Raw genomic sequence first — 18,966 nt, 5'->3', positions numbered from 1 at the left:
TGGTCGGAGAGATCCGCGCCATCAAGGTGGTGTGCTAGCCATGACAGAGAAAAAGAATGTCATCTGTCGCTGTGAAGAGATAGAGATCGACGAGATCCGTGAATGGATCGCGCGCGGATACGACACTTTTGACGAACTCAAAAGAGAACTCCGCGTAGGCATGGGACCCTGCCAGGGCAGAGGCTGCCGCGACATAATCCTTCGCGAGCTCTCCAAGGCAACAGGCAAACCGATATCAGAACTTGACCCCGGAACCATCAGGCCTCCGGTGAAACCAATAAAGCTCGGCCTTCTTGCCGAGGACGAGTAGGAGGTGCGTATGATGGATTTTCCGAAAACAGCTGATGTAGTAATAATTGGCGGAGGAGTAGTCGGAACAGCTACTGCATATTACCTTGCAAAATCAGGAAGAAAGAACGTTGTCCTGATAGAGAAAAACACCGTATGCTCAGGTTCAACGGGCCGCTGCGGAGCCGGTATACGTGCACAGTGGGGACTTGAACTCAACTGCCGTATGGCCCTCGCATGCCTCGACACATTCGAGCAGCTTGATGAAGAGCTTGGACTGCCCACAGGCCTCAACCAGGGCGGATACCTTCTTGTCGCATACAAAGATAAAGAATGGGCACAGTTCAAGAAGAACGTGGAGCTTCAGCACAGCCTCGGGATCAAAACTGAAATATTCACTGATGTTAAAAGAGCACAGGAGATTTGTCCCGGCGTAGCGGTAGACGACGCACTGGGATTCACCTTCTATCAGAGAGACGGACATGCAGACCCGTTCCTGACCACATTCGCCTTTCAGGAAGCGGCAAAGCGCCACGGAGCAAAATTTTACAAATTTACTGAAGTTAAGGGCCTTAAAGTCGAATCCGGAAATATCAAAGCAGTAGAGACGAGCCGCGGCACCATCGAATGCGGACAGGTCATCAACTGTGCAGGCTCATGGGCACAGGACATCGCCAAGATGGCGGGCATCAAGCTCCCCAACTGGGCAGAGCGTCACGAGATCCTCATCACAGAGCCCGTAGATCCCGGCGTGTGCCCTCCAATGCTGATGAGCTTCAGCGGCAACTATTACATCCAGCAGCGTCCCCACGGATCGATCATTGCAGGCGAAAGCCCCGCACATGAACCCCTGCTCGGATACACCTCAACGGCTCACTCAGTTGCAAGCATCGCAAAGACTCTGATCAAGTTGCTTCCCAGAGCGAAGGACATCCGTGTAGTACGCCAGTGGGCGGGATATTACGACATGACCCCCGACGCGGCTCCTATCCTTGGAGAGACCGACGTCAAAGGTTTCTGGCATGCGACAGGCTTCTCGGGACACGGTTTCATGCTTGGCCCTGTGGCCGGCCAGATAATGACAGCTCTTCTCAACGGCGACAAACCGCCGATCGACCCAACGATAATGGATTACCGCAGATTCGAACGCGGAGAACGCATAGTAGAACCGAACGTAGTCTAAGAAGGATCAAAAAAAGTCTTATCAGGGCGGGTCGTTTGACCCGTCCTTTTTATTTATTCTGTCCTCAAATTATATATAAATCAGCCTTGTCAATGTTCTATAATTAAAGCTGAGGTGAGCGATCATGGAATTTACCAATATAAAAGGGAACACATGGGTTGCCTGCGGCCCCGTCAACATCGGAGCATACGTGATCAACGGAGAGGCCGTGCTCATTGACAGCGGGAACGACTCTTCGTCGGGCAGGAAGATCCTCAGGCTTGCAGAAGAAAAAAACTGGAAGATAAAACTTATAATAAACACCCATTTTCACGCTGACCATGTTGGCGGCAATGCCTTTATACAAAAGAGGACGGAATGCGGGATCGCAGCTTCTGCCAAGGAAGCCCCCTTCATCGATATGCCGGAGATGGAACCACAGATACTGTGGTCAGGGAGAGCTCCAAAGGCAATATCCAATAAATTCCTTCAGGCTGAACCCTCGAATGTGACCCTTCTGCTGAGGCCCGATACCGCCATCGAGGGATGGGGGCTTGTGATAGTAAATCTTCCGGGGCATGCGCACGGGCAGATCGGGGTTTTGACTCCTGACGATGTCCTCTTTACTGCAGATTCGGTCATATCCGAAAGGATACTCAACAAGTACGGCATCCCCTTCACCGCGGACTACTGCAGTGCCATGGAAACATTTGACATGCTCGATAGCTTCAAAGCGGACTATTTTGTCCCTTCACACGGAGACATATGTGAAGACATCGTTCCTGTCACAGACGCCAACAGAAGATGCCTGAACGCCCTTAGGGATGAGATACTTGAAATATGTTCAGAGCCTTCTACAAGAGATGGAATAGTCGGGAAGCTCGCTCAAAGGCATGGACTTGACATGAATCTGTCTCAGTATGTCCTTATACAGAGCACTGTTGCAGCACTGCTCTCACCTCTTATCGATTCAGGTGAGATTCTCTGTTCTTTCAGCGAAGGGACACTCTCATTAAAAAGCAGGTCTTAAACTCGCCCGATCGGATTTTTATCCTATGGCTTTTTTCCAATATAGGTTTAGAATAGGTGCCGTGTGTATCGGTTAGGAGGCATTTCGTGGACAGGAACCGGTTTTATATGCTGCTCGGCGATCTGGGCATACTATTCGTCGCCTTAATTTGGGGAACAACAAACGTTGTGATAAGAGATGCCCTTGACGGAATCACCCCTCTTTGGTTCTGCGGGCTCCGTTTCGCAATTGCCTGGGCAACGGTCATGATCTTTTTCGGGAAAAAGGCCTTCCTCCTTCCAAAAGATACACGCCTTAAGAGTACGCTCGTAGGGATGGTTTTCATATGCGCCTACCTGTGCGGCGCCATTGGCCTCCTATACACAACGGCAGGCAACCAGTCCTTCATAATTTCAATGTCTGTTGTGCTTGTCCCGCTCTCTGTTTGGATCATTACAAAAAAATTCCCCGGCTGGCATGTAGTGCTGTCGGTACTCTTATGTACGGCCGGTATGGTCGGCCTTATGCTTGACGTGAATCTTTCGGTCAATCTTGGGGACCTGCTCAGCTTTGCTTCATGCGTTTTTGTTACAATATACATACTCCTTGTCCAGAAGTACGTCAAAGGAGCTGACCCGTACGCGCTGACGTGCTGGCAGGCTTTCGGGGGAATGCTTCTCGCTGTCGCTGCCGCAGCGATATTCGAGCCCTTTCCCGCAAATATCCCTCCCAAGGCATGGCTCGCTCTGATACATACGGGCACCATAGGTTTCGCACTGACTCTTGTCATACAAACTGTCGCTCAAAAATATACGAATGCCACACATGTGGCCATACTCCTCTCCACTTCAGGAGTCTTCGGCTCTGTCGCCGGGGTGATATTCATCGGCGAACCCATGACCTTCAGGATATTTATGGCCTCAGCCATGATACTCGCCGGTGTAATTACTGTAGAGGCTGTCCCGGCTATAAGAAAAAGATACGATAATATCGAGGCCAAGGGCAAGCAGCTCACCTGATATATTGATGCCAGGCTGAGCCGAGTGCCGTGATCGCCGGGCTGATCTTTTCCAGGGGTATCCCGGCAAAAGACAGATTAGCGGTGTAACGCCCTTCGGACGAGCAAAAGAGCTGGTCTACCATTATCCCTCCTGATGAGGCTGATCCGAAAAGGGCCCTTTCGTCTGTATTTGTTTTGATAGTCACAGCTGCACAGAGTGACGTTTCCAGAAGCCTGCACTCAGCCTTATCCTTAAAAACCTCGTTAAGTGCCCTGAGCATTTCTTTGCTTTTTACCTGATATGTCTTTCTGCTCCTCCTGATATGGCGTTCCAGATGCCCATCCCTGATGTACTCTGCAAGGGCAAGCTGCTCTATCTTGCTGGATGTCTGATCATAAAGCGAGCTTTTTATCCTCGCAGTCTCCGCAAGATCATGGGGAACTACCATGTAGGCTATTCGAACGGAAGGAAGAAGAAGCCTGGAGAAGCTGCCAATGTATATCACCCTCTCAGGGCAGGCACCCTGGAGTGAGGGTACTGATCTTGAAAGATAGCGAAGCTCGCCGTTATAGTCATCCTCCAGTATATAAGAATCATTCTCCTCGGCCCAATCGATCAGGTCTTTTCGTCTTTTTGATATTTTTGATAGAGACATCTGCGGTCTGTTGGATGTAATGTCAGCAAAGAGAGCGTACTTTTGCCCGCTCAGTTCTTTGCCGGGCAATTCACCCGCGTTGCCAACGTACTCGACCTTCCAGCCAAAATCACGAAAAATACGCTCCCCCTGAGCATATCCCGGGCGCTCTATAGCCACCGTCCCGACCTTTCCCATCATCCTGCACAGTTCTGTAAGCAGCTGCTGCGTTCCTGACGATATAACTATACGGTCTGCGGATGCTTTTACTTTGCGTGCCTCAAAGCAGTATCTGACCAGGGCATCCCTCAGCTCGGACTCACCCTGGGGGTCTCCTCCGGAGATTATCTTGTCCTGCATGTTCAGGGCAGCACGCAGGTGTTTTCTCCATACCGGGATATCGGCCGTCTTTGAATCTATTCCGGTGCTGGTCAGGTCGTAAAGGACTGAATACTTCGATAATTCCGGCTTAAGGCTCGGCTCGCCCTTCGGCTCCTTGGGCCTTTTGAGTGCAAAATATCCGCTTTTGGGCCTGCTTTCTATGAAGCCATCCAGCTGCAGGTGAACATATGCGTTTTCCACAGGGGAACGGCTTATTCCCAGACCTTCCGACAAGTCACGGATAGAAGGAAGCCTGTCTGAAGGCTCTATCATCTGCCTCTCAAGCGCTTCAGTCATTCCATGGTAGATCTGCATCCATAGAGGGACATGAGAATCAGGGTCAATTACGATGAAATCATATATCACTTTATGCGCTCCAATCTGTCATGTTTAAAATGCCAAAATCTGTCCATTGTGGAAATGACAATTGACACTTATAAATATAATACGCTTTTTAATAAACTACAAGGAGGAATGATCATAATGATCATCAGTGAACAGGTGAAACTTAATAGAGATCTCGCAAAAATGCTCAAGGGCGGAGTAATAATGGACGTGACCACACCGGAACAGGCGCGCATAGCTGAGGAGGCCGGAGCCTGCGCTGTTATGGCCCTTGAAAGGATACCTGCCGATATCAGGCAGGCGGGAGGAATATCGAGAATGAGCGACCCCAAAATGATAAAGAACATCCAGGCCGCCGTATCTATACCTGTAATGGCCAAGTGCCGCATCGGCCACTTCGTCGAAGCCCAGATCCTCGAAGCCATCGAGATAGATTACATCGACGAGAGCGAAGTCCTAAGCCCAGCAGATGACATTTACCACATCGACAAGACGATGTTCAAAGTTCCGTTCGTCTGCGGAGCGAGAAACCTGGGAGAAGCTCTCCGCCGCATAGCCGAAGGAGCGACCATGATAAGGACCAAGGGCGAACCCGGCACCGGTGATGTTATCCAGGCAGTACGCCACCTTAGAGCTATGAATGCAGAGATATCAAGAGTCAGGTCAATGAGGAAAGATGAGATCTTTGAGGCTGCCAAAGAATTGCAGGTCCCCTATGAACTCCTCCTCTCCGTTCATGAAGAGGGCAGGCTCCCTGTCGTAAACTTCGCGGCGGGCGGAGTAGCGACTCCCGCGGATGCATCGCTTATGATGCAGCTTGGGGCTGAGGGCGTTTTCGTCGGGAGCGGGATATTCAAATCAGGTGATCCGAAAAGGCGCGCGGCTGCTATAGTCAAGGCAGTCACAAACTACATGGATCCCAAAGTCCTTGCAGATGTCTCAGAGGATCTTGGCGAGGCGATGGTCGGCATCAACGAAAGTGAGATCGCCGTACTGATGGCAGAACGCGGAAAATAAGGATGAACAGGATCTTCACCGTAGGGGTCGTGGCTGTCCAGGGAGCTTTTGAGGAACACTGTTCAGCTCTTGGTAAGCTTGGGGTATCCGTAAAGGAGATACGGTCTCCCTCAGATCTTTCCCCTAATATCGATGGGCTGATTTTCCCCGGAGGAGAGAGCACTGCTCAGGGAAAACTGCTTCGGGAATCGGGGCTTTTCGATATGATCCTGCCGATGATAAAGGGAGGGCTCCCTGTTTATGGTACATGCGCCGGAATGGTGCTTCTGGCTAAAAGAATAGAGAACGACGACAGAAAACATTTTGCAGTCATGGATATCACCGTAAAACGGAATGCCTACGGAAGACAGCTGGGGAGTTTCATGACAACGGGCGATTTTGGAGGCATGGGGAAGATCCCGATGTATTTCATCAGGGCCCCCTACATTTCGTCAGTGGGAAAAGATGTCATGATACTTTCCTCTGACAATGGAGTGATAACTGCCGCCAGGGAGGCAAACATGCTTGTTACCTCTTTCCATCCCGAGATCACCGATGATCTGACAGTCCATTACTACTTCCTTTCGATGATGCAGTAAAAAATCGTTAGAAAAATCAAGCCGGGCTGCTATAGCCCGGCCTTTGTTCATTTGCTGCCTTCATCCCTGAGATCAGGCCAGAAGCTTCCTTATGTTTTCAAGGGCAGGCGTCCTCGCGTATAACGGAGTATCGTCCCCTGCTTCATAGGGAGCCTGATTTTCCTCGAAGGTCTTTTCGGTTTCACTCTTGTAAATAATGCCCAGCGGATATGGGTCTGTCTCCATTGAAAGTCTCATCGCCTCAAGCTTGTCTGACGCATCCCTCTCTTCGTCAAGCCACTTTGTACTCTTAGAGAGCCACTGCCAGGTGTTGACCTTGTTGAACGAGACACATGGCTGGAATATGTCTACCAGAGCATAGCCCTTGTGCTGTATCGCCTTTACAATGATATCCTTTGTTTTCTCTGCATCAGCGGCCGAAGCACGGGCCACGAATGTCGCCCCGCACGAGAGAGCGAGAAGCAACGGATTCAGCGGCTTGCTAGTAACCCCGAAGGGCTGGGTCGAGGTCTTCATTCCTATCGCGGTCGTCGGCGATCCCTGTCCCTTTGTAAGCCCGTATATCATGTTGTTGCACACGATATTGGTGATGTCAGGGTTTCTCCTTATGGCATGCATGAAGTGGTTCCCGCCCTCTCCATACATGTCGCCGTCCCCGCCAACAGCTATAACAGTAAGGCTCCTGTTAGAGGCCTTTATGCCCGCAGCAAGGGGGAGAGACCTGCCGTGGAGACCGTTGACGCAGTGGCATTTCAAATAATGAGGCATCTTGGCAGCCTGCCCTATGCCGGACGCTATCACTACCTCTGCGGGGTCCAGCCCCAGCTCGCTGAGCGCCATCTTCAGGGACTCAAGAATCTTATAATCCCCGCATCCCGGGCACCAGGATATCTCGCCTGTGTAATCGAATGCTGTCTTGATCATTGTCAGCAGTCCCCTTTCCCTATGATCTTACGCTCAGGAGCTTGTCAAGTTCCTCGGCCAGCTCTTCAACGGTGAACTGGAAACCGTTGTATTTAAGTATCGTTTCATCCGCGCCTGTTCCCGTAAGGGAGCGCACCACCCTTGAGAACTGTCCTGTGGCGTTTCCCTCAACAAATATCTTCCTGCAGGGCGATGAAATGATCTTCCGGAATTCCTCCGAAAGCGGATAGACCTGCTCACAAGCTATAAGCGCCGCGTTTTTGCAGCCAAGCATCTCCATGGCTTCTTTCAGAGGCTCGAATACAGATCCCCAGCAGATGACCGCGGTGTCATACTTTTCGGGACCTATAACGATTGGCGGAATAGCTTCTTCGGTCAATGCTTCAAGTTTTTTCAGTCTCTTTTCCACCATTGCTTTCCTGAGAGACCTGTCCTCTGTTATATGGGCATCTTCGGTATGCTCATGGCTGTCGAAGGAAACAAATCCTTCTCCGTATCCCGGGACCCCGAAGGGGGAAACATATTCACCCTTCTTCGGAAAAGCGTATCTTTTGTAACCATTCTCTGTTTTGGCCGGATGCAGAGGTGCAGGTATGGATGACGGGTCGGGCCTGATAACGTCGTACCCGCTGTCAAGGAGGTACTGGTCAGTCAGTATGATGGACTGCACCTGATATTTGTGTGCCGTATGGAAGGCCCGGCCTGCGAGCCTGAATGCGCTTTCAACGTTCACAGGCGCGTAAAGTGCTTTTGGAAACTCTCCATGCCCCGCATGAAGAGCAAGTTCAAGGTCTGCCTGCTCCGTCCTCGTAGCAAGTCCCGTGGCAGGACCCGGTCTCTGGGCAAGGTGGACCACTACAGGCGTCTCGGTTATTCCGGCCAGGCTGATCCCCTCGCACATAAGCACAAATCCGCCCCCTGAAGTTGTGGTCATTGACCTTGCTCCCGCATAGGCAGCCCCTACGACCATATTTATAGCAGATATCTCATCCTCGACCTGCTCGACTACGCTCCCCAGCAGTTTTGCGTTTTTCGCAAAATATGAAAAGACACCTGTTCCGGGAGACATCGGGTATGCCGTTATGTAATTGCAGCCGGCAGAAGCCGATCCAAGGGCAACAGCACTGTTTCCGTCAAGGAATATTTCATCTCCGGCCGGTTTATCCGGTGCCGTCAGTACAGCTTTGCCTCCGACGTTGTCCTTTCCAAGCTGATGTCCGGTCCTGAATGCCATTTTATTTTTCTCTGAGAGATCTGCGTCGGAGAAACGCTTTTCGATCAGTTCATCTGCGGCATTCTCTTCCAGCATAAAGATGCCTGCTATGAACCCGGCAACTATCATCGAGGAGAATTTCGGGCTCCCGAGATCGGCAGCCCTTTTCGCAAGGTCGAGGTCTATCATTTTTCTTCCAAGGGAAGATATCTCACCTTCCATTGCAGACGCGTCACCCAGTATTTTTGTTTTTTCAGAAATTTTTTCTGTTATGTTGGACCTTAGCTCCGGAGAAAGCGCGAAAAGCCAGTCGATATTGTCTACATAAGCTCTTACCGGTTTGGTGGAAACTCTTATCTGTGTAGAATTATTCCCACCTCTTACCCTTGACATGTATTCCCGGGTGGAGAATACATAATAACCGGCTTTTGAGAGCATCTGCCTCGCCAGGTCTTCAGCTGTCTGAAGACCCAGTCCTGCAGCAGCGCAAAAAGAAATTGTCACCTCAGACTCAGACGAATGGATATTGTCCATATTGTTCCCTCCTTGGCTGATACTTTAAATCATACAAAAACATCAATGTTTTCTAAAATTGGTCTGCATTTTCGCTTTTAAATTAGGTAATTTTTTGAACGGTTTTAAGAGTATACATTCATAACTTTCAGTCTTCAAGTGACTTATCGGCAAAATAGCTTACATATTTTGACATTAAATATAATAGTTATAAAATATCTATGGCAATAAAAATTATAAGGCATGGGGGCGTCACATATGGAACTTAAAGGAAGCAAAACGGAAAAAAACCTGTGGGAAGCTTTTGCAGGAGAGTCGATGGCACGCAACAAATACACCTATTTTGCATCAGTTGCGAAAAAGGAAGGATATGAACAAATAGCAGCCATCTTCCTCGAGACAGCCGACAACGAGAAAGAACACGCTAAGCTCCACTTCAAGGCACTTTCAGGAATAGGATCGACCTCAGATAACCTCAAGGCGGCAGCTGAAGGTGAAAACTACGAGTGGAACGACATGTATCCTCGAATGGCAAAGGAAGCAGAAGAAGAGGGCTTCAGGGAACTTGCTGAGATGTTCAGGAATATAGCAAAAGTCGAAGCAGAACATGAAAAACGTTATAAGGATTTTGCGAAGAACATTGAAGAAGGGCACGTATTCCTGAAGGACGGAAAAGTCTTCTGGAAGTGCCGCAACTGCGGAGCGATATTCGAATGCAAAGAAGCTCCCCAAAAATGCCCTGTCTGCGATCACCAGCAGGCACATTTTGAGATCCAGGCCAAAAACTGGTAATATAAAAAATACTGACGGACTCTTCCCGAAAATAAGAGTCAATAAAGGGAAGGAATGCGAGGGCATCTCCTTCCCTTTATCTTTGTAAGAATATCAACAGGGAAAAAGGACATCAAAGGGGTGGAAGATGCCGATCGCCTCGCAACTAATAATTGCATTCTCCGTGAAAATTCTATATAATCCATCCGGCAGCTGCTCAGAGTTGATGAGCAGCTCAGCAACAAAATTATGTTCTATGTTTTCGGAGGTGTCTATAAAGTGCGTTCACATGATGAGGATCTGATCAACATGATGGTCCTTGAAGCTGCACGGGCCACAAATGTTCCTGTTGGAGCCGGTTCCATCTCTGTAATGCTGAGAGAAAAGGGAATATGCATCAGCGAGGCAGGGGCAGGAAGAGTATTAAGGTCTTTGCGGGAGAGAGGCTTACTGACAAAAGTGGGCTTTCAAGGCCACGTTACTACCAATGAGGGGACAAAGAAACTGTCCGCATTGAGGAATGCCAGACATACAGCAGAGACCTTGGAGATACTCCTGAAAAACTCGGGAAACTTAACAGGACATTCGGTGACGGATATCCTTACGGTCAGAAAGGCCATCGAACGCGAGGCAGCATTACATGCAGCCCGAAAAGCTACCCCAGGGGATATTACGAGGTTGGAAAAGATAATTGAGCAGCAATACAGAGAAATGAAAAGAAAGAGCTATTACGCGGACATATCTGCTGAATTCCATCAGGAGATCATAAAGATAGCCCGTGTGCCCCTGCTGAAAATTATGTATGAATTTATCGGGCTTTCGGTCGAATGGCAGAATTTCTTCATAGAGACATTCAGGATCTCCGATACTCCGCTCAATGTACCTCATGAAAAAATCCTGACAGCTATTAAGGAAAGAGATCCAAAACAGGCCGCAGACCTGATGGAGGCCCACCTTACAGACGTCATCGAGAGTGCCGGAAACTTTTCGGCTTTATATAAGAAATAAGATAGGAAGGAAGGGATCAATATGAAAATGACAGGAGCCCGGATAGTTCTTCAAATGCTCAGACTCCACGAGATCAAACACGTTTTTGGTCTTCCTGGAGAGACTACACTTCGTTTTTACAAAGAATGGCTCAAATGTCCGGATATTACCCACATACTGACTCATGATGAACGGTCAGCAGCCTTCATGGCAGAAGCTTACGCAAAAGTAACAGGCAAGGTGGGAGTAAGCGAGGCTCCAAGTCCGGGTGGAGGGCATCCTGTTCCGGGAGTGATCGAATCATTTACCGGATCTGTTCCAACTGTTTGTTTTACTTCCGACGTGCCTTACAACAGCGATAAAAGAAACATGCTCTCAGGGTTTGACCAGAACAGACTTTACAGCGCAATAACAAAAGAAAGCATCCTTGCGACAAAGGCAAAGGATCTGCCATTCCTGATACGAAGGGCTTTCAGAGTTGCTGTAAGCGGAAGGCCGGGAGCCGTGCACATGAGGATCCCAATGGATGTATACGAAGAAGAGGCAGAGGTAAACGATCTCTATCCGGATCCCTGCATGGCAAGATGGCCATATCAGCGGCCTGTCGCCGATTTCAGGGAGACAGACAAAGCCATCGCCATGCTGGCTGCTGCGAAACGGCCTGTCATAGTATGCGGGCAGGGCGCCCTTGCGTCTGATGCTGGCGATGAAGTTATTGCCCTGGCAGAAGAGTTCAATATTCCGGTAGGCTGTACTATGACCGGCAAGGGTACCGTTTCCGAAATCCATCCTCTCTCCATCCGGCTGATAGGAGCAAGGGGAGGCACAAGCTGGTCAAACAGATTCCTCCAGACAGCTGACCTGGTTTTCTTTATTGGCTCCAATACCGATTCAGCAGGAACTGATGGATGGAAGCTTCCCCCAAATGTCGGAGGACCAAAGATAATCAGCCTTAACATAGACGGGGTAGATGCTGCAAACAATTACCCGACAGAGGCAGTCCTTGTCGGTGATGCGAAGGCGACCCTGGGATACATGGCAGAAAAAATAAGAGAGTACGGCATTAAAAGCAGCTCAGAAAATGCATCTGAGATCAGGGCCGCCATGGCTGAGCTGGACAGATCAACAAAAGAACCATGTACATGTCCTGACACGCCTGTCCATCCTATACGTTTCGTGAAGGAACTCGAAGCGCTGCTGCCCGAAAAAAGTTTTGTGGTCGTTGAACCGTCAATGGCAAGTATCTTCTCTGCCGCATTCCTTGTCCAGAAACGGCAGGGACGCATGTTTATATCAAACTATTCCAACGGAGCGCTTGGATATTCTCTGCCGGCGGCAGTCGGGGTCGCTGCGGCACATCCGGACAGTACGGTATTTGCCATGGGAGGAGACGGCAGTTTTCACTTCAGCTGCGGTGAGCTGGAAACATACTCAAGGCTTGGCCTGAACATAAAGATGATAGTATTCCGTAATAACGTATTCGGCTGGATCAAGGGAGAAACTCAGCACGTATATCATTCAGATTTCTTCGCGACAAACTTTGGATCGGTCGACTACGCAGGAGTGGCGACGGCTTTCGGAGTTAAGTCATATAAGATAGACGATCCGAATGATATAACTTCAGTATTGAGCGAAGCCATAAACTACAATGGACCGGTACTCATAGAAGTACCCGTTCCTGATGAAACAGAGATCGTACCTCCTGTCCCCAGATGGACAGAGAGCGCAAAGAAAAATGACATCCCATGCTGTTATTGATCTCTCTGAAAGTCTGACACATCGATCCCTGTTATCATGCCCTAATCCTTTAAAAGGCTGATGCAGAACTCCCGTCAAACACTTAATATTTGCTCATCATGAAAGGAAGGTGCTTCTTTTGAAGATCAAAAAGACTGTTGCAGCAATGCTTATCGTTTGCTCAATGTTTTTCGCAGCCCCACTGGCTTATGCGAGCATTGGAGACATACTGAAAGAAGGGGCGCTCATATTTGGCGGTGGAGCCCTTGTGAAAGCTATAGGCCCCCAGCTGAATGATTTCATTAACACGCTCACCTTCAACAAGGGAGTAAAGTTTAACGGGTATACGAAAGTGGTCCCAATAGTATCCATAGGAAACGGGACAAGGATCGGGGCGGCACAGGTCGGCGGAGTTACAAAGGCTGCAGTTGACAGGGTAAAAGCTGTTGGTCAGCTGGAAGGCGAATTTAACAGGATCAGGGCCCAGGCGCTGATACCGATCGACTCCGAAAATCCCCTCAAGCAGTTCAAACGGGTCCAGGGAGTGGGAGTCACAGCTATTATTGACGTGAAGCTCTAACAAAAGGTACCTTGTGAAAATTTGATGCTTGGGCGGATGCGAAGGGACGCAGCTGAAATATTCAGGGAGGCATTGTTTGAGATGCTTCCCGGCAGGGCAGTGAAAAGATCCCTCGCCAACGCCCGCCTCAGGGATAATATTATCCTGATAGGGATAGGCAAGGCTTCCTGGACAATGGCAAAAGCAGCCTCTGAAGAGCTGAAAGAAAGGATAGTCTGCGGGGCCATCGTTACAAAATACAGACATTCAGGAGGCCCCCTTTCCGGGATAGAGATATTTGAAGCAGGACACCCGCTCCCTGACAGCAACACATTGAAAGCGACCGAGAGGATACTTGAGATCACACGAAAAGCAGGAAGGTACCAAACCATTCTTTTTCTTGTTTCGGGAGGAGGCTCGGCTCTTTTTGAAAAACCCGCACCGGGACTCTCACTAAGATCCCTCTCAGATGTAACATCCAGGCTCCTCCTCGGTGGAGCTGATATCTGTGAACTTAATACGGTCAGGAAACATCTTTCTTCAATAAAGGGCGGAAGGTTCGCGAACCACTGCATGCCGGCTGAAATATTCCAGATCACACTCTCCGATGTCCTGGGGGATAAACTTGACATGATAGCATCCGGACCTGCCGCACCTGATCCTTCTTCCTCACAGGAGGCGCTGTCGATTCTCATGAAGTATGGAATCCCTCTCTCCACGAACCTTGAGTCTGCTATCAGGTCAGAAACTCCCAAATCTCTGGACAATGTCTCATTCGAGATCGCCGGTAACATTGCGGGGTTATGCCGGGCAGCGAAAAAGGCGGCAGAAAAGAGAGGCTATATCTCAAAGATCGTGACAGAGAGCCTGGAAGGAGAAGCAAGACTTACAGGAGCTGCGGTAGCAGAACACTCTAAGGGAGAAATGAACAGCCCCGGCTCAGGCAAGGCTAAAAGATGCCTCATCTGGGGAGGAGAGACAACCGTAAAGGTAAAGGGAAGCGGTAATGGCGGAAGGAGCCAGGAGCTTGCGCTTGCCGCGGCAGAGAAGTTATCGGGATCTAAAAACATTGTCATCCTGTCAGCAGGGTCTGATGGCACAGACGGCCCGACCGATGCTGCCGGAGGTATAGTGGACGGCCTTACCTGGAAAAAGATCAGCGCTGCCGGCCGCGAACCGATGGAGATGCTTGAGGACAATGACTCGTACAACGCCTTAAGTATATCAGGGTCATTATTTAAAACAGGCCCGACCGGTACGAACGTAAATGATCTTGTGATCGCCCTCGGAGAGAACCTTTAGCCATCCGTCATTTCCATTTTTAAACTAATTATTACTATATATTCCTGCTTTGATTATCCGTTGAAAACCCTTATAATCTAGGACATATTTTAGCAAATCGATAGCAGTATGCAGAAAGCAGCAGTTTTGCCTTTCCATTATATCCTGGATAAGGGAAGGTGCCGATATGCCTGTAAAACCTAAACGCCATATAAATAGTTTTATCCTGACAGTGCTTGGAGCAATTGCCTTTCAGGCCATGTTATTTTGCGCGCCTTTACCTGTCCTCGCCAATACTGCTCCGCCTGAGTTGATCAGGGTAGGATACCTCACTCATGAAATATCTTCACATGTAGCCCAGAAAAACGGCGAACATGGCTACAGTTACGATTACCTACATGAGATAGCGCAATATTACAACTGGGAACTGGAGTTCGTTCCGGTAACAGTAAAAAATTCTATAGAATCCCTGCGGAACAGCCGGGTAGATTTGCTGAGCCATGTCCACTGCAATGAAGACATTGAAAGATTAGTTGACTATTCAACAAAGGAAGCAGGGGTATGCCGGGTTGGCCTCTACATCCTTAATAAAAATCAGGGCCTTGCCACGGACGACCTCAGATCCTTCAACGGTAAACGAATCGGAAGATTTGCCCCCCAAAAACATATCCAGATGCTGGAAAGATCAATAAGCGACGACGGAATAAAGGCGACATATATTGACTTTGACAAGAATGAGTTGCTCATTGAGGCATTGATGAAGGGTTCTGTAGACGGGGCCCTTGTTTCCGGAAACAATATCCCTCCTGTTTTTAAAATAATAAAGGTATTCCCGGAAGAGCCCTTCTATTTCGCAGTGCCAAGGGAAACAAAGAACTCCTCTCAAAGATCGACAACGCAATGCAGAATATACTCCTGCTGGCCCCCACCTTCAAAAACGAGCTTTTCAAAAAACACTATGGCACTAACCTCGCCTGGGAATCCCTTTTGACAATGAAGGAAAAAGAATTTATCGAAAGATCCCCTGCGCTTGTAGTATCCTATGACCCTATATGGCGCCCCTTTGAATATTATGACAAAGAAAAAAAACAAATGGCGGGGATCAACGCTGAAATACTTAAGCTCGTTAAAGAATACACCGGGTTAAAGATGGAGATAAGCCATTCACCCACCTGGGAGGAAGCCCTGAGAAGAATCCGTGAAGGAGAGGTAGACATACTTACGGGAGTCAACAGGAGCTTCGTTTGGGGGGCAAAAAACAATTTCAGAGTGACCCGGCCTTTCCTAATCGCCCCGATCGTAATGGTAATGAATAGAGGGAACGTCTACACAGGGGAAAGAGTCGCACTGCCAAAAAATTATTTCATCTCTGAAGTAGTTGAATCTTTCCATAAATTTGACGATATCGTATACCTAAAGTCACAGGAAGATTGTTTTCACGCCCTTGCCCATAGTAAAGTCTCGGCGACTTTTGCCAATTCATACGTTGCCAACTATCTTATAAGCTTACCCAGCTACCGTAATTTATACACGATCAATTACGGCGGACTAAGTGAACAGGTGGCTTTCGGCATTTCAAAAAGATGCGACCCGATACTGGTATCGATAATAAACAAAGCTCTCAATTCGATCCCGGAAGAAACGATAAACGGAATTATAATCGCGCACAGCTACAGCAAGGGAAAGGTATCATTCATCGACATGTTATACGAGCACCATGTAGAACTGGCAAAGGCCATTACTATCTTTTTGGTCCTGCTTGTAATTGGGATGACGATAGTTACCGCTTCTAAATCGATAGACAAAAAGAACCTGAAAAAACTCCTCTATTACGACTCGCTCACAGGACACAAGAACTACAATAGCTTCATGGAGGATGCGCCTGTGATCATAAAAAAACACCCGGAAGCTAATTTTGCCGTTGTCTTTATCGACATAGTGGAGTTCAAATTTATCAATGGTTCCTTCGGCTATGAAGAGGGAGATAAAGTCCTTAAAAAGGTAGCTGAGATACTGGAGAACAGCATTGAGAAATCCAAAGAGACCTATTCCAGGATAACTGCAGATCATTTCATCGTCCTCTTAAGCTACGAAAAGTTCAAATCGATAGATATCAGGATCAAAATTCTTTTCGGCGAACTTGATAACCTTTCATCCAAATGGAACCAAAACTACAATTTGATATTCAACGGAGGAGTATATCTTATCGAAAACCGCGACATGCCTTTACAAACCGCCGTAGATAACGCAGGATTCGCAAAGAATACTATCAGGCAAAAACATAAGACAGCCTACGCATACTATGACAAAAAGACACTGGACATGATAAACAAGGAAAAGATCGTTGAATCGTCAATGAGGGATGCATTAAAAAAGGGAGAATTCGTCCCTTACCTCCAGCCTAAGATCGACTGCTATACCGGCCGGGCTGTGGGGGCCGAGGCCCTGGTTAGGTGGGTAAAGCCTGACGGAGAGGTCATTTTCCCAGATCTTTTCATCCCTTACTTCGAAAAAAGCGGCTTTATTACGAAGATTGACATGTACATGTTCGGTGAAGCTTGCCGAATACTGAGAAAATGGATGGATGAGGGTAAAGAGGTTTTCCCGATCTCCTGCAATTTTTCATATCTTGACATTATGGGAAGCAACTTTACGAAATATTTGAAAATAATGTCCCAAAGGCATAAGGTTCCACCGGAACTGCTTGAGCTTGAACTGACTGAGTCAGTAGCGGCACAGCATATCGAAGTAGTAAACTCGTGCGGCAGAGAACTGTCGGCATATGGGTTCAGGCTGTCGATCGATGATTTCGGAGCCGGGTATTCTTCCCTGTCGCTGCTGCAGATCCTCAAGATAGATGTCCTAAAGCTCGACAAGACATTCGTCCAGAGAGGTCTTGAGGGAAAACTGGCGCATGATCTGGTAAGCAGTCTGGTAAACACTTTTAAGAATAATTCGATCCAGGTCATATTTGAAGGAATAGAGACGGAAGAACAGGTCAATTTCGTTAAGAGTCTCGGGTGCAGGATAGTTCAGGGCTATTATTATTCAAAACCGCTGCCGTTAAGCGAATTCGAAGAAAAATATCTAAACCGATAAAAGATCCCAACAAAAAGAGAGCGGTTCTTTAACAGAGCTGCTCTCTTTTTGCGCCTGATATCTTTATTCAGAAGCTTTTGTAATGATATCTTTTATTATTTCTGTTCCTTTTGGTGTCATGTTTACTATATCTTCAAGATCTGCATCTGAAAAATTAGAAAAATCAAATTTTGCCCTTTTAAGTATCGCTGTTCCTATATGATGTACTGCATCTTTGTTCTTTTTATATATCCTGCTTTCAAGTTTCTTCATCTTTCCATCGAGTTCCTTCATAAGGACCTCGGGACTTCTTCTTACTCTCTTTGAAGAGCTTTCTTTTTTGGGTTTTACCATAAAATGATCAATCCTTTCATATTTAGATAACTTTATCAACAGTTTGAATCCAGCAAAATATATTTCTCAGAGTATAACTAAAATGTTTTCACTTGTAAAGAGAAATTAAATTACATAAAGATAAATTGACACTTAATTAAAAGTGTTGTTATTTCCACAACATGTTATTAATGTCAGGTATGGATTTAATAATATTTTCTCTTTTTAAATATTCTGCTGTTTTTTTAAGTTCAAGAATGTCATTTTCTGAAATCTCGGCATCGTAATTAAATTTTGGCAGGATCTTAATTATTTCTTTTTCCGTCAATCCTGTCTCTTTTTTCAGCAGCGGGATAATTTTACGCGGAGAATTGACCGCGTCAATACGGATCCTCTCCCTTGCTTCCAGATATTTTTTTATCGCGGCCCGGTTTTTTTCAGCAAATTCACGTCTCGCCGCTATTAGGCTTAGACCTTCAACTATGCCTTTGCCGTCCCAGAGGACTCTGCATCCTCCCTTTTCAGCCCTTACTATCTCTATGCCGGCAAGCAGCGCCACATCCACTCTTTCCGCTATCAGCGCTGATGCCGCCGCACTAAGGGGCATAGGGAAAAATTCAACATCTTTTTCTGTTAACCTTTCTTTATACAGGAGTTCAACAAAAAGCTGATGAACTACGGATCCTCTTAATCCAGCTATCTTTTTGCCTCTCAGATCGGAGATCTCTTTTACTTTTGAATTTTTAACAACCACAGCGAATGCTTCAGGAGACCTGCTGTTAGCACCGATTATCGTGATGTCTACCCCGTTCGCTATTCCCACGATCACAGCCGCGGCTCCAAGCCCCTCAGCAATGTCAAGCTCACCGGCAGCCATCGCCTGTACTTGTTTCGGTCCTGAAGGCAAATTGATGTATTCAACTTTATATTCACCCTCAAACGCCTTTTCATACGTACTGTTTTCTATTGCTGCTATAGCAGGCAGATTGAGCGGGAGTTTCCAAAGCGCGATCCTCATCTTCCTGCCACTCGCTTCCGCGGCCGTAGGAAGAGTGAGTAAAAGGACCAGCATAAAAATCAATTTTTTAGTCAAAGACATCAACTCCTGAAAATTATCGGGGAACGGCAAATACTTCCGACCCCCGATAACATTGA

Annotated in this window: 18 protein-coding genes; 13 read left to right on the top strand and 5 right to left on the bottom strand. The window is 47.7% G+C overall.

Annotation, left to right across the window (positions count from 1 at the left end; all coding sequences use genetic code 11):
- Positions 1-40: 40 nt before the first annotated feature.
- The 4 genes from CVV54_02780 to CVV54_02765 all read left to right on the top strand — a co-directional run bounded on the left by CVV54_02780 (position 41) and on the right by CVV54_02765 (position 3,478).
- A complete protein-coding gene (locus CVV54_02780; GenBank protein PKL05209.1) occupies positions 41-310 on the top strand; it encodes a (2Fe-2S)-binding protein in 270 nt (89 codons plus the stop codon).
- 9 nt (positions 311-319) lie between these two features.
- Positions 320-1,471, top strand: a complete 1,152-nt coding sequence (locus CVV54_02775) for an FAD-dependent oxidoreductase (protein PKL05208.1) — start codon at positions 320-322, stop codon at positions 1,469-1,471.
- 124 nt (positions 1,472-1,595) lie between these two features.
- Positions 1,596-2,480 (top strand): MBL fold metallo-hydrolase, encoded by an 885-nt coding sequence (locus CVV54_02770; protein PKL05207.1) that lies wholly within the window; start codon positions 1,596-1,598, stop codon positions 2,478-2,480.
- 86 nt (positions 2,481-2,566) lie between these two features.
- Positions 2,567-3,478, top strand: a complete 912-nt coding sequence (locus tag CVV54_02765; protein PKL05206.1) for a hypothetical protein — start codon at positions 2,567-2,569, stop codon at positions 3,476-3,478.
- Here the strand turns inward: CVV54_02765 and CVV54_02760 are convergent.
- Entirely contained in the window at positions 3,471-4,841 is a 1,371-nt protein-coding gene (locus CVV54_02760) for a hypothetical protein (protein ID PKL05205.1), read from the bottom strand. The genes CVV54_02765 and CVV54_02760 overlap by 8 nt on opposite strands.
- 120 nt (positions 4,842-4,961) lie before the next feature.
- Here CVV54_02760 and CVV54_02755 point away from each other — a divergent pair, with 120 nt between their 5' ends.
- A complete protein-coding gene (locus CVV54_02755; protein PKL05225.1) occupies positions 4,962-5,837 on the top strand; it encodes a pyridoxal 5'-phosphate synthase lyase subunit PdxS in 876 nt (291 codons plus the stop codon).
- A 2-nt stretch (positions 5,838-5,839) separates the two neighbouring features.
- A complete protein-coding gene (locus tag CVV54_02750; protein PKL05204.1) occupies positions 5,840-6,415 on the top strand; it encodes a pyridoxal 5'-phosphate synthase glutaminase subunit PdxT in 576 nt (191 codons plus the stop codon).
- A 72-nt stretch (positions 6,416-6,487) separates the two neighbouring features.
- Here the strand turns inward: CVV54_02750 and CVV54_02745 are convergent, their stop codons facing one another.
- Both CVV54_02745 and CVV54_02740 read right to left on the bottom strand, forming a co-directional pair.
- A complete protein-coding gene (locus CVV54_02745; protein PKL05203.1) occupies positions 6,488-7,339 on the bottom strand; it encodes a 2-oxoacid ferredoxin oxidoreductase in 852 nt (283 codons plus the stop codon).
- A gap of 19 nt (positions 7,340-7,358) precedes the next feature.
- Entirely contained in the window at positions 7,359-9,086 is a 1,728-nt protein-coding gene (locus tag CVV54_02740) for a 2-oxoacid:acceptor oxidoreductase subunit alpha (GenBank protein ID PKL05202.1), read from the bottom strand.
- Positions 9,087-9,323: 237 nt separating this feature from the next.
- Here CVV54_02740 and CVV54_02735 point away from each other — a divergent pair, with 237 nt between their 5' ends.
- From CVV54_02735 to CVV54_02705, 7 genes are all read left to right on the top strand, one after another.
- On the top strand, positions 9,324-9,857 hold the full coding sequence (locus CVV54_02735; GenBank protein PKL05201.1) for a rubrerythrin family protein: 534 nt from the start codon (positions 9,324-9,326) through the stop codon (positions 9,855-9,857).
- A 228-nt stretch (positions 9,858-10,085) separates the two neighbouring features.
- On the top strand, positions 10,086-10,844 hold the full coding sequence (locus tag CVV54_02730) for a hypothetical protein (protein PKL05200.1): 759 nt from the start codon (positions 10,086-10,088) through the stop codon (positions 10,842-10,844).
- Positions 10,845-10,865: 21 nt separating this feature from the next.
- On the top strand, positions 10,866-12,581 hold the full coding sequence (locus CVV54_02725; protein ID PKL05199.1) for an acetolactate synthase: 1,716 nt from the start codon (positions 10,866-10,868) through the stop codon (positions 12,579-12,581).
- Between the two features lie 145 nt (positions 12,582-12,726).
- Positions 12,727-13,140 (top strand): hypothetical protein, encoded by a 414-nt coding sequence (locus CVV54_02720; GenBank protein ID PKL05224.1) that lies wholly within the window; start codon positions 12,727-12,729, stop codon positions 13,138-13,140.
- 36 nt (positions 13,141-13,176) lie between these two features.
- The gene (locus CVV54_02715) at positions 13,177-14,421 is read left to right on the top strand and encodes a glycerate kinase (GenBank protein ID PKL05198.1); all 1,245 of its coding nucleotides are present in this window, start codon (positions 13,177-13,179) and stop codon (positions 14,419-14,421) included.
- Between the two features lie 166 nt (positions 14,422-14,587).
- On the top strand, positions 14,588-15,391 hold the full coding sequence (locus CVV54_02710; protein PKL05197.1) for a hypothetical protein: 804 nt from the start codon (positions 14,588-14,590) through the stop codon (positions 15,389-15,391).
- The gene (locus CVV54_02705) at positions 15,301-17,499 is read left to right on the top strand and encodes a hypothetical protein (protein PKL05196.1); all 2,199 of its coding nucleotides are present in this window, start codon (positions 15,301-15,303) and stop codon (positions 17,497-17,499) included. The genes CVV54_02710 and CVV54_02705 overlap by 91 nt, the downstream gene beginning before the upstream one ends.
- Positions 17,500-17,562: 63 nt before the next feature.
- On the opposite strand, the gene CVV54_02700 is transcribed toward CVV54_02705, so the two are convergent.
- Together CVV54_02700 and CVV54_02695 are read right to left on the bottom strand one after the other, a co-directional pair.
- Positions 17,563-17,832 (bottom strand): hypothetical protein, encoded by a 270-nt coding sequence (locus CVV54_02700; protein ID PKL05195.1) that lies wholly within the window; start codon positions 17,830-17,832, stop codon positions 17,563-17,565.
- Positions 17,833-17,980: 148 nt separating this feature from the next.
- Positions 17,981-18,940, bottom strand: coding sequence for a hypothetical protein (locus tag CVV54_02695; protein ID PKL05194.1), 960 nt, complete (start codon positions 18,938-18,940; stop codon positions 17,981-17,983).
- Positions 18,941-18,966 lie beyond the last annotated feature (26 nt).

Source organism: Synergistetes bacterium HGW-Synergistetes-1, assembly GCA_002839185.1.
GTDB lineage: Bacteria > Synergistota > Synergistia > Synergistales > Synergistaceae > Caenicola.
The sequence above is the reverse complement of the archived record's forward strand: the minus strand, read 5'-3'. Positions and strand labels throughout refer to the sequence as shown.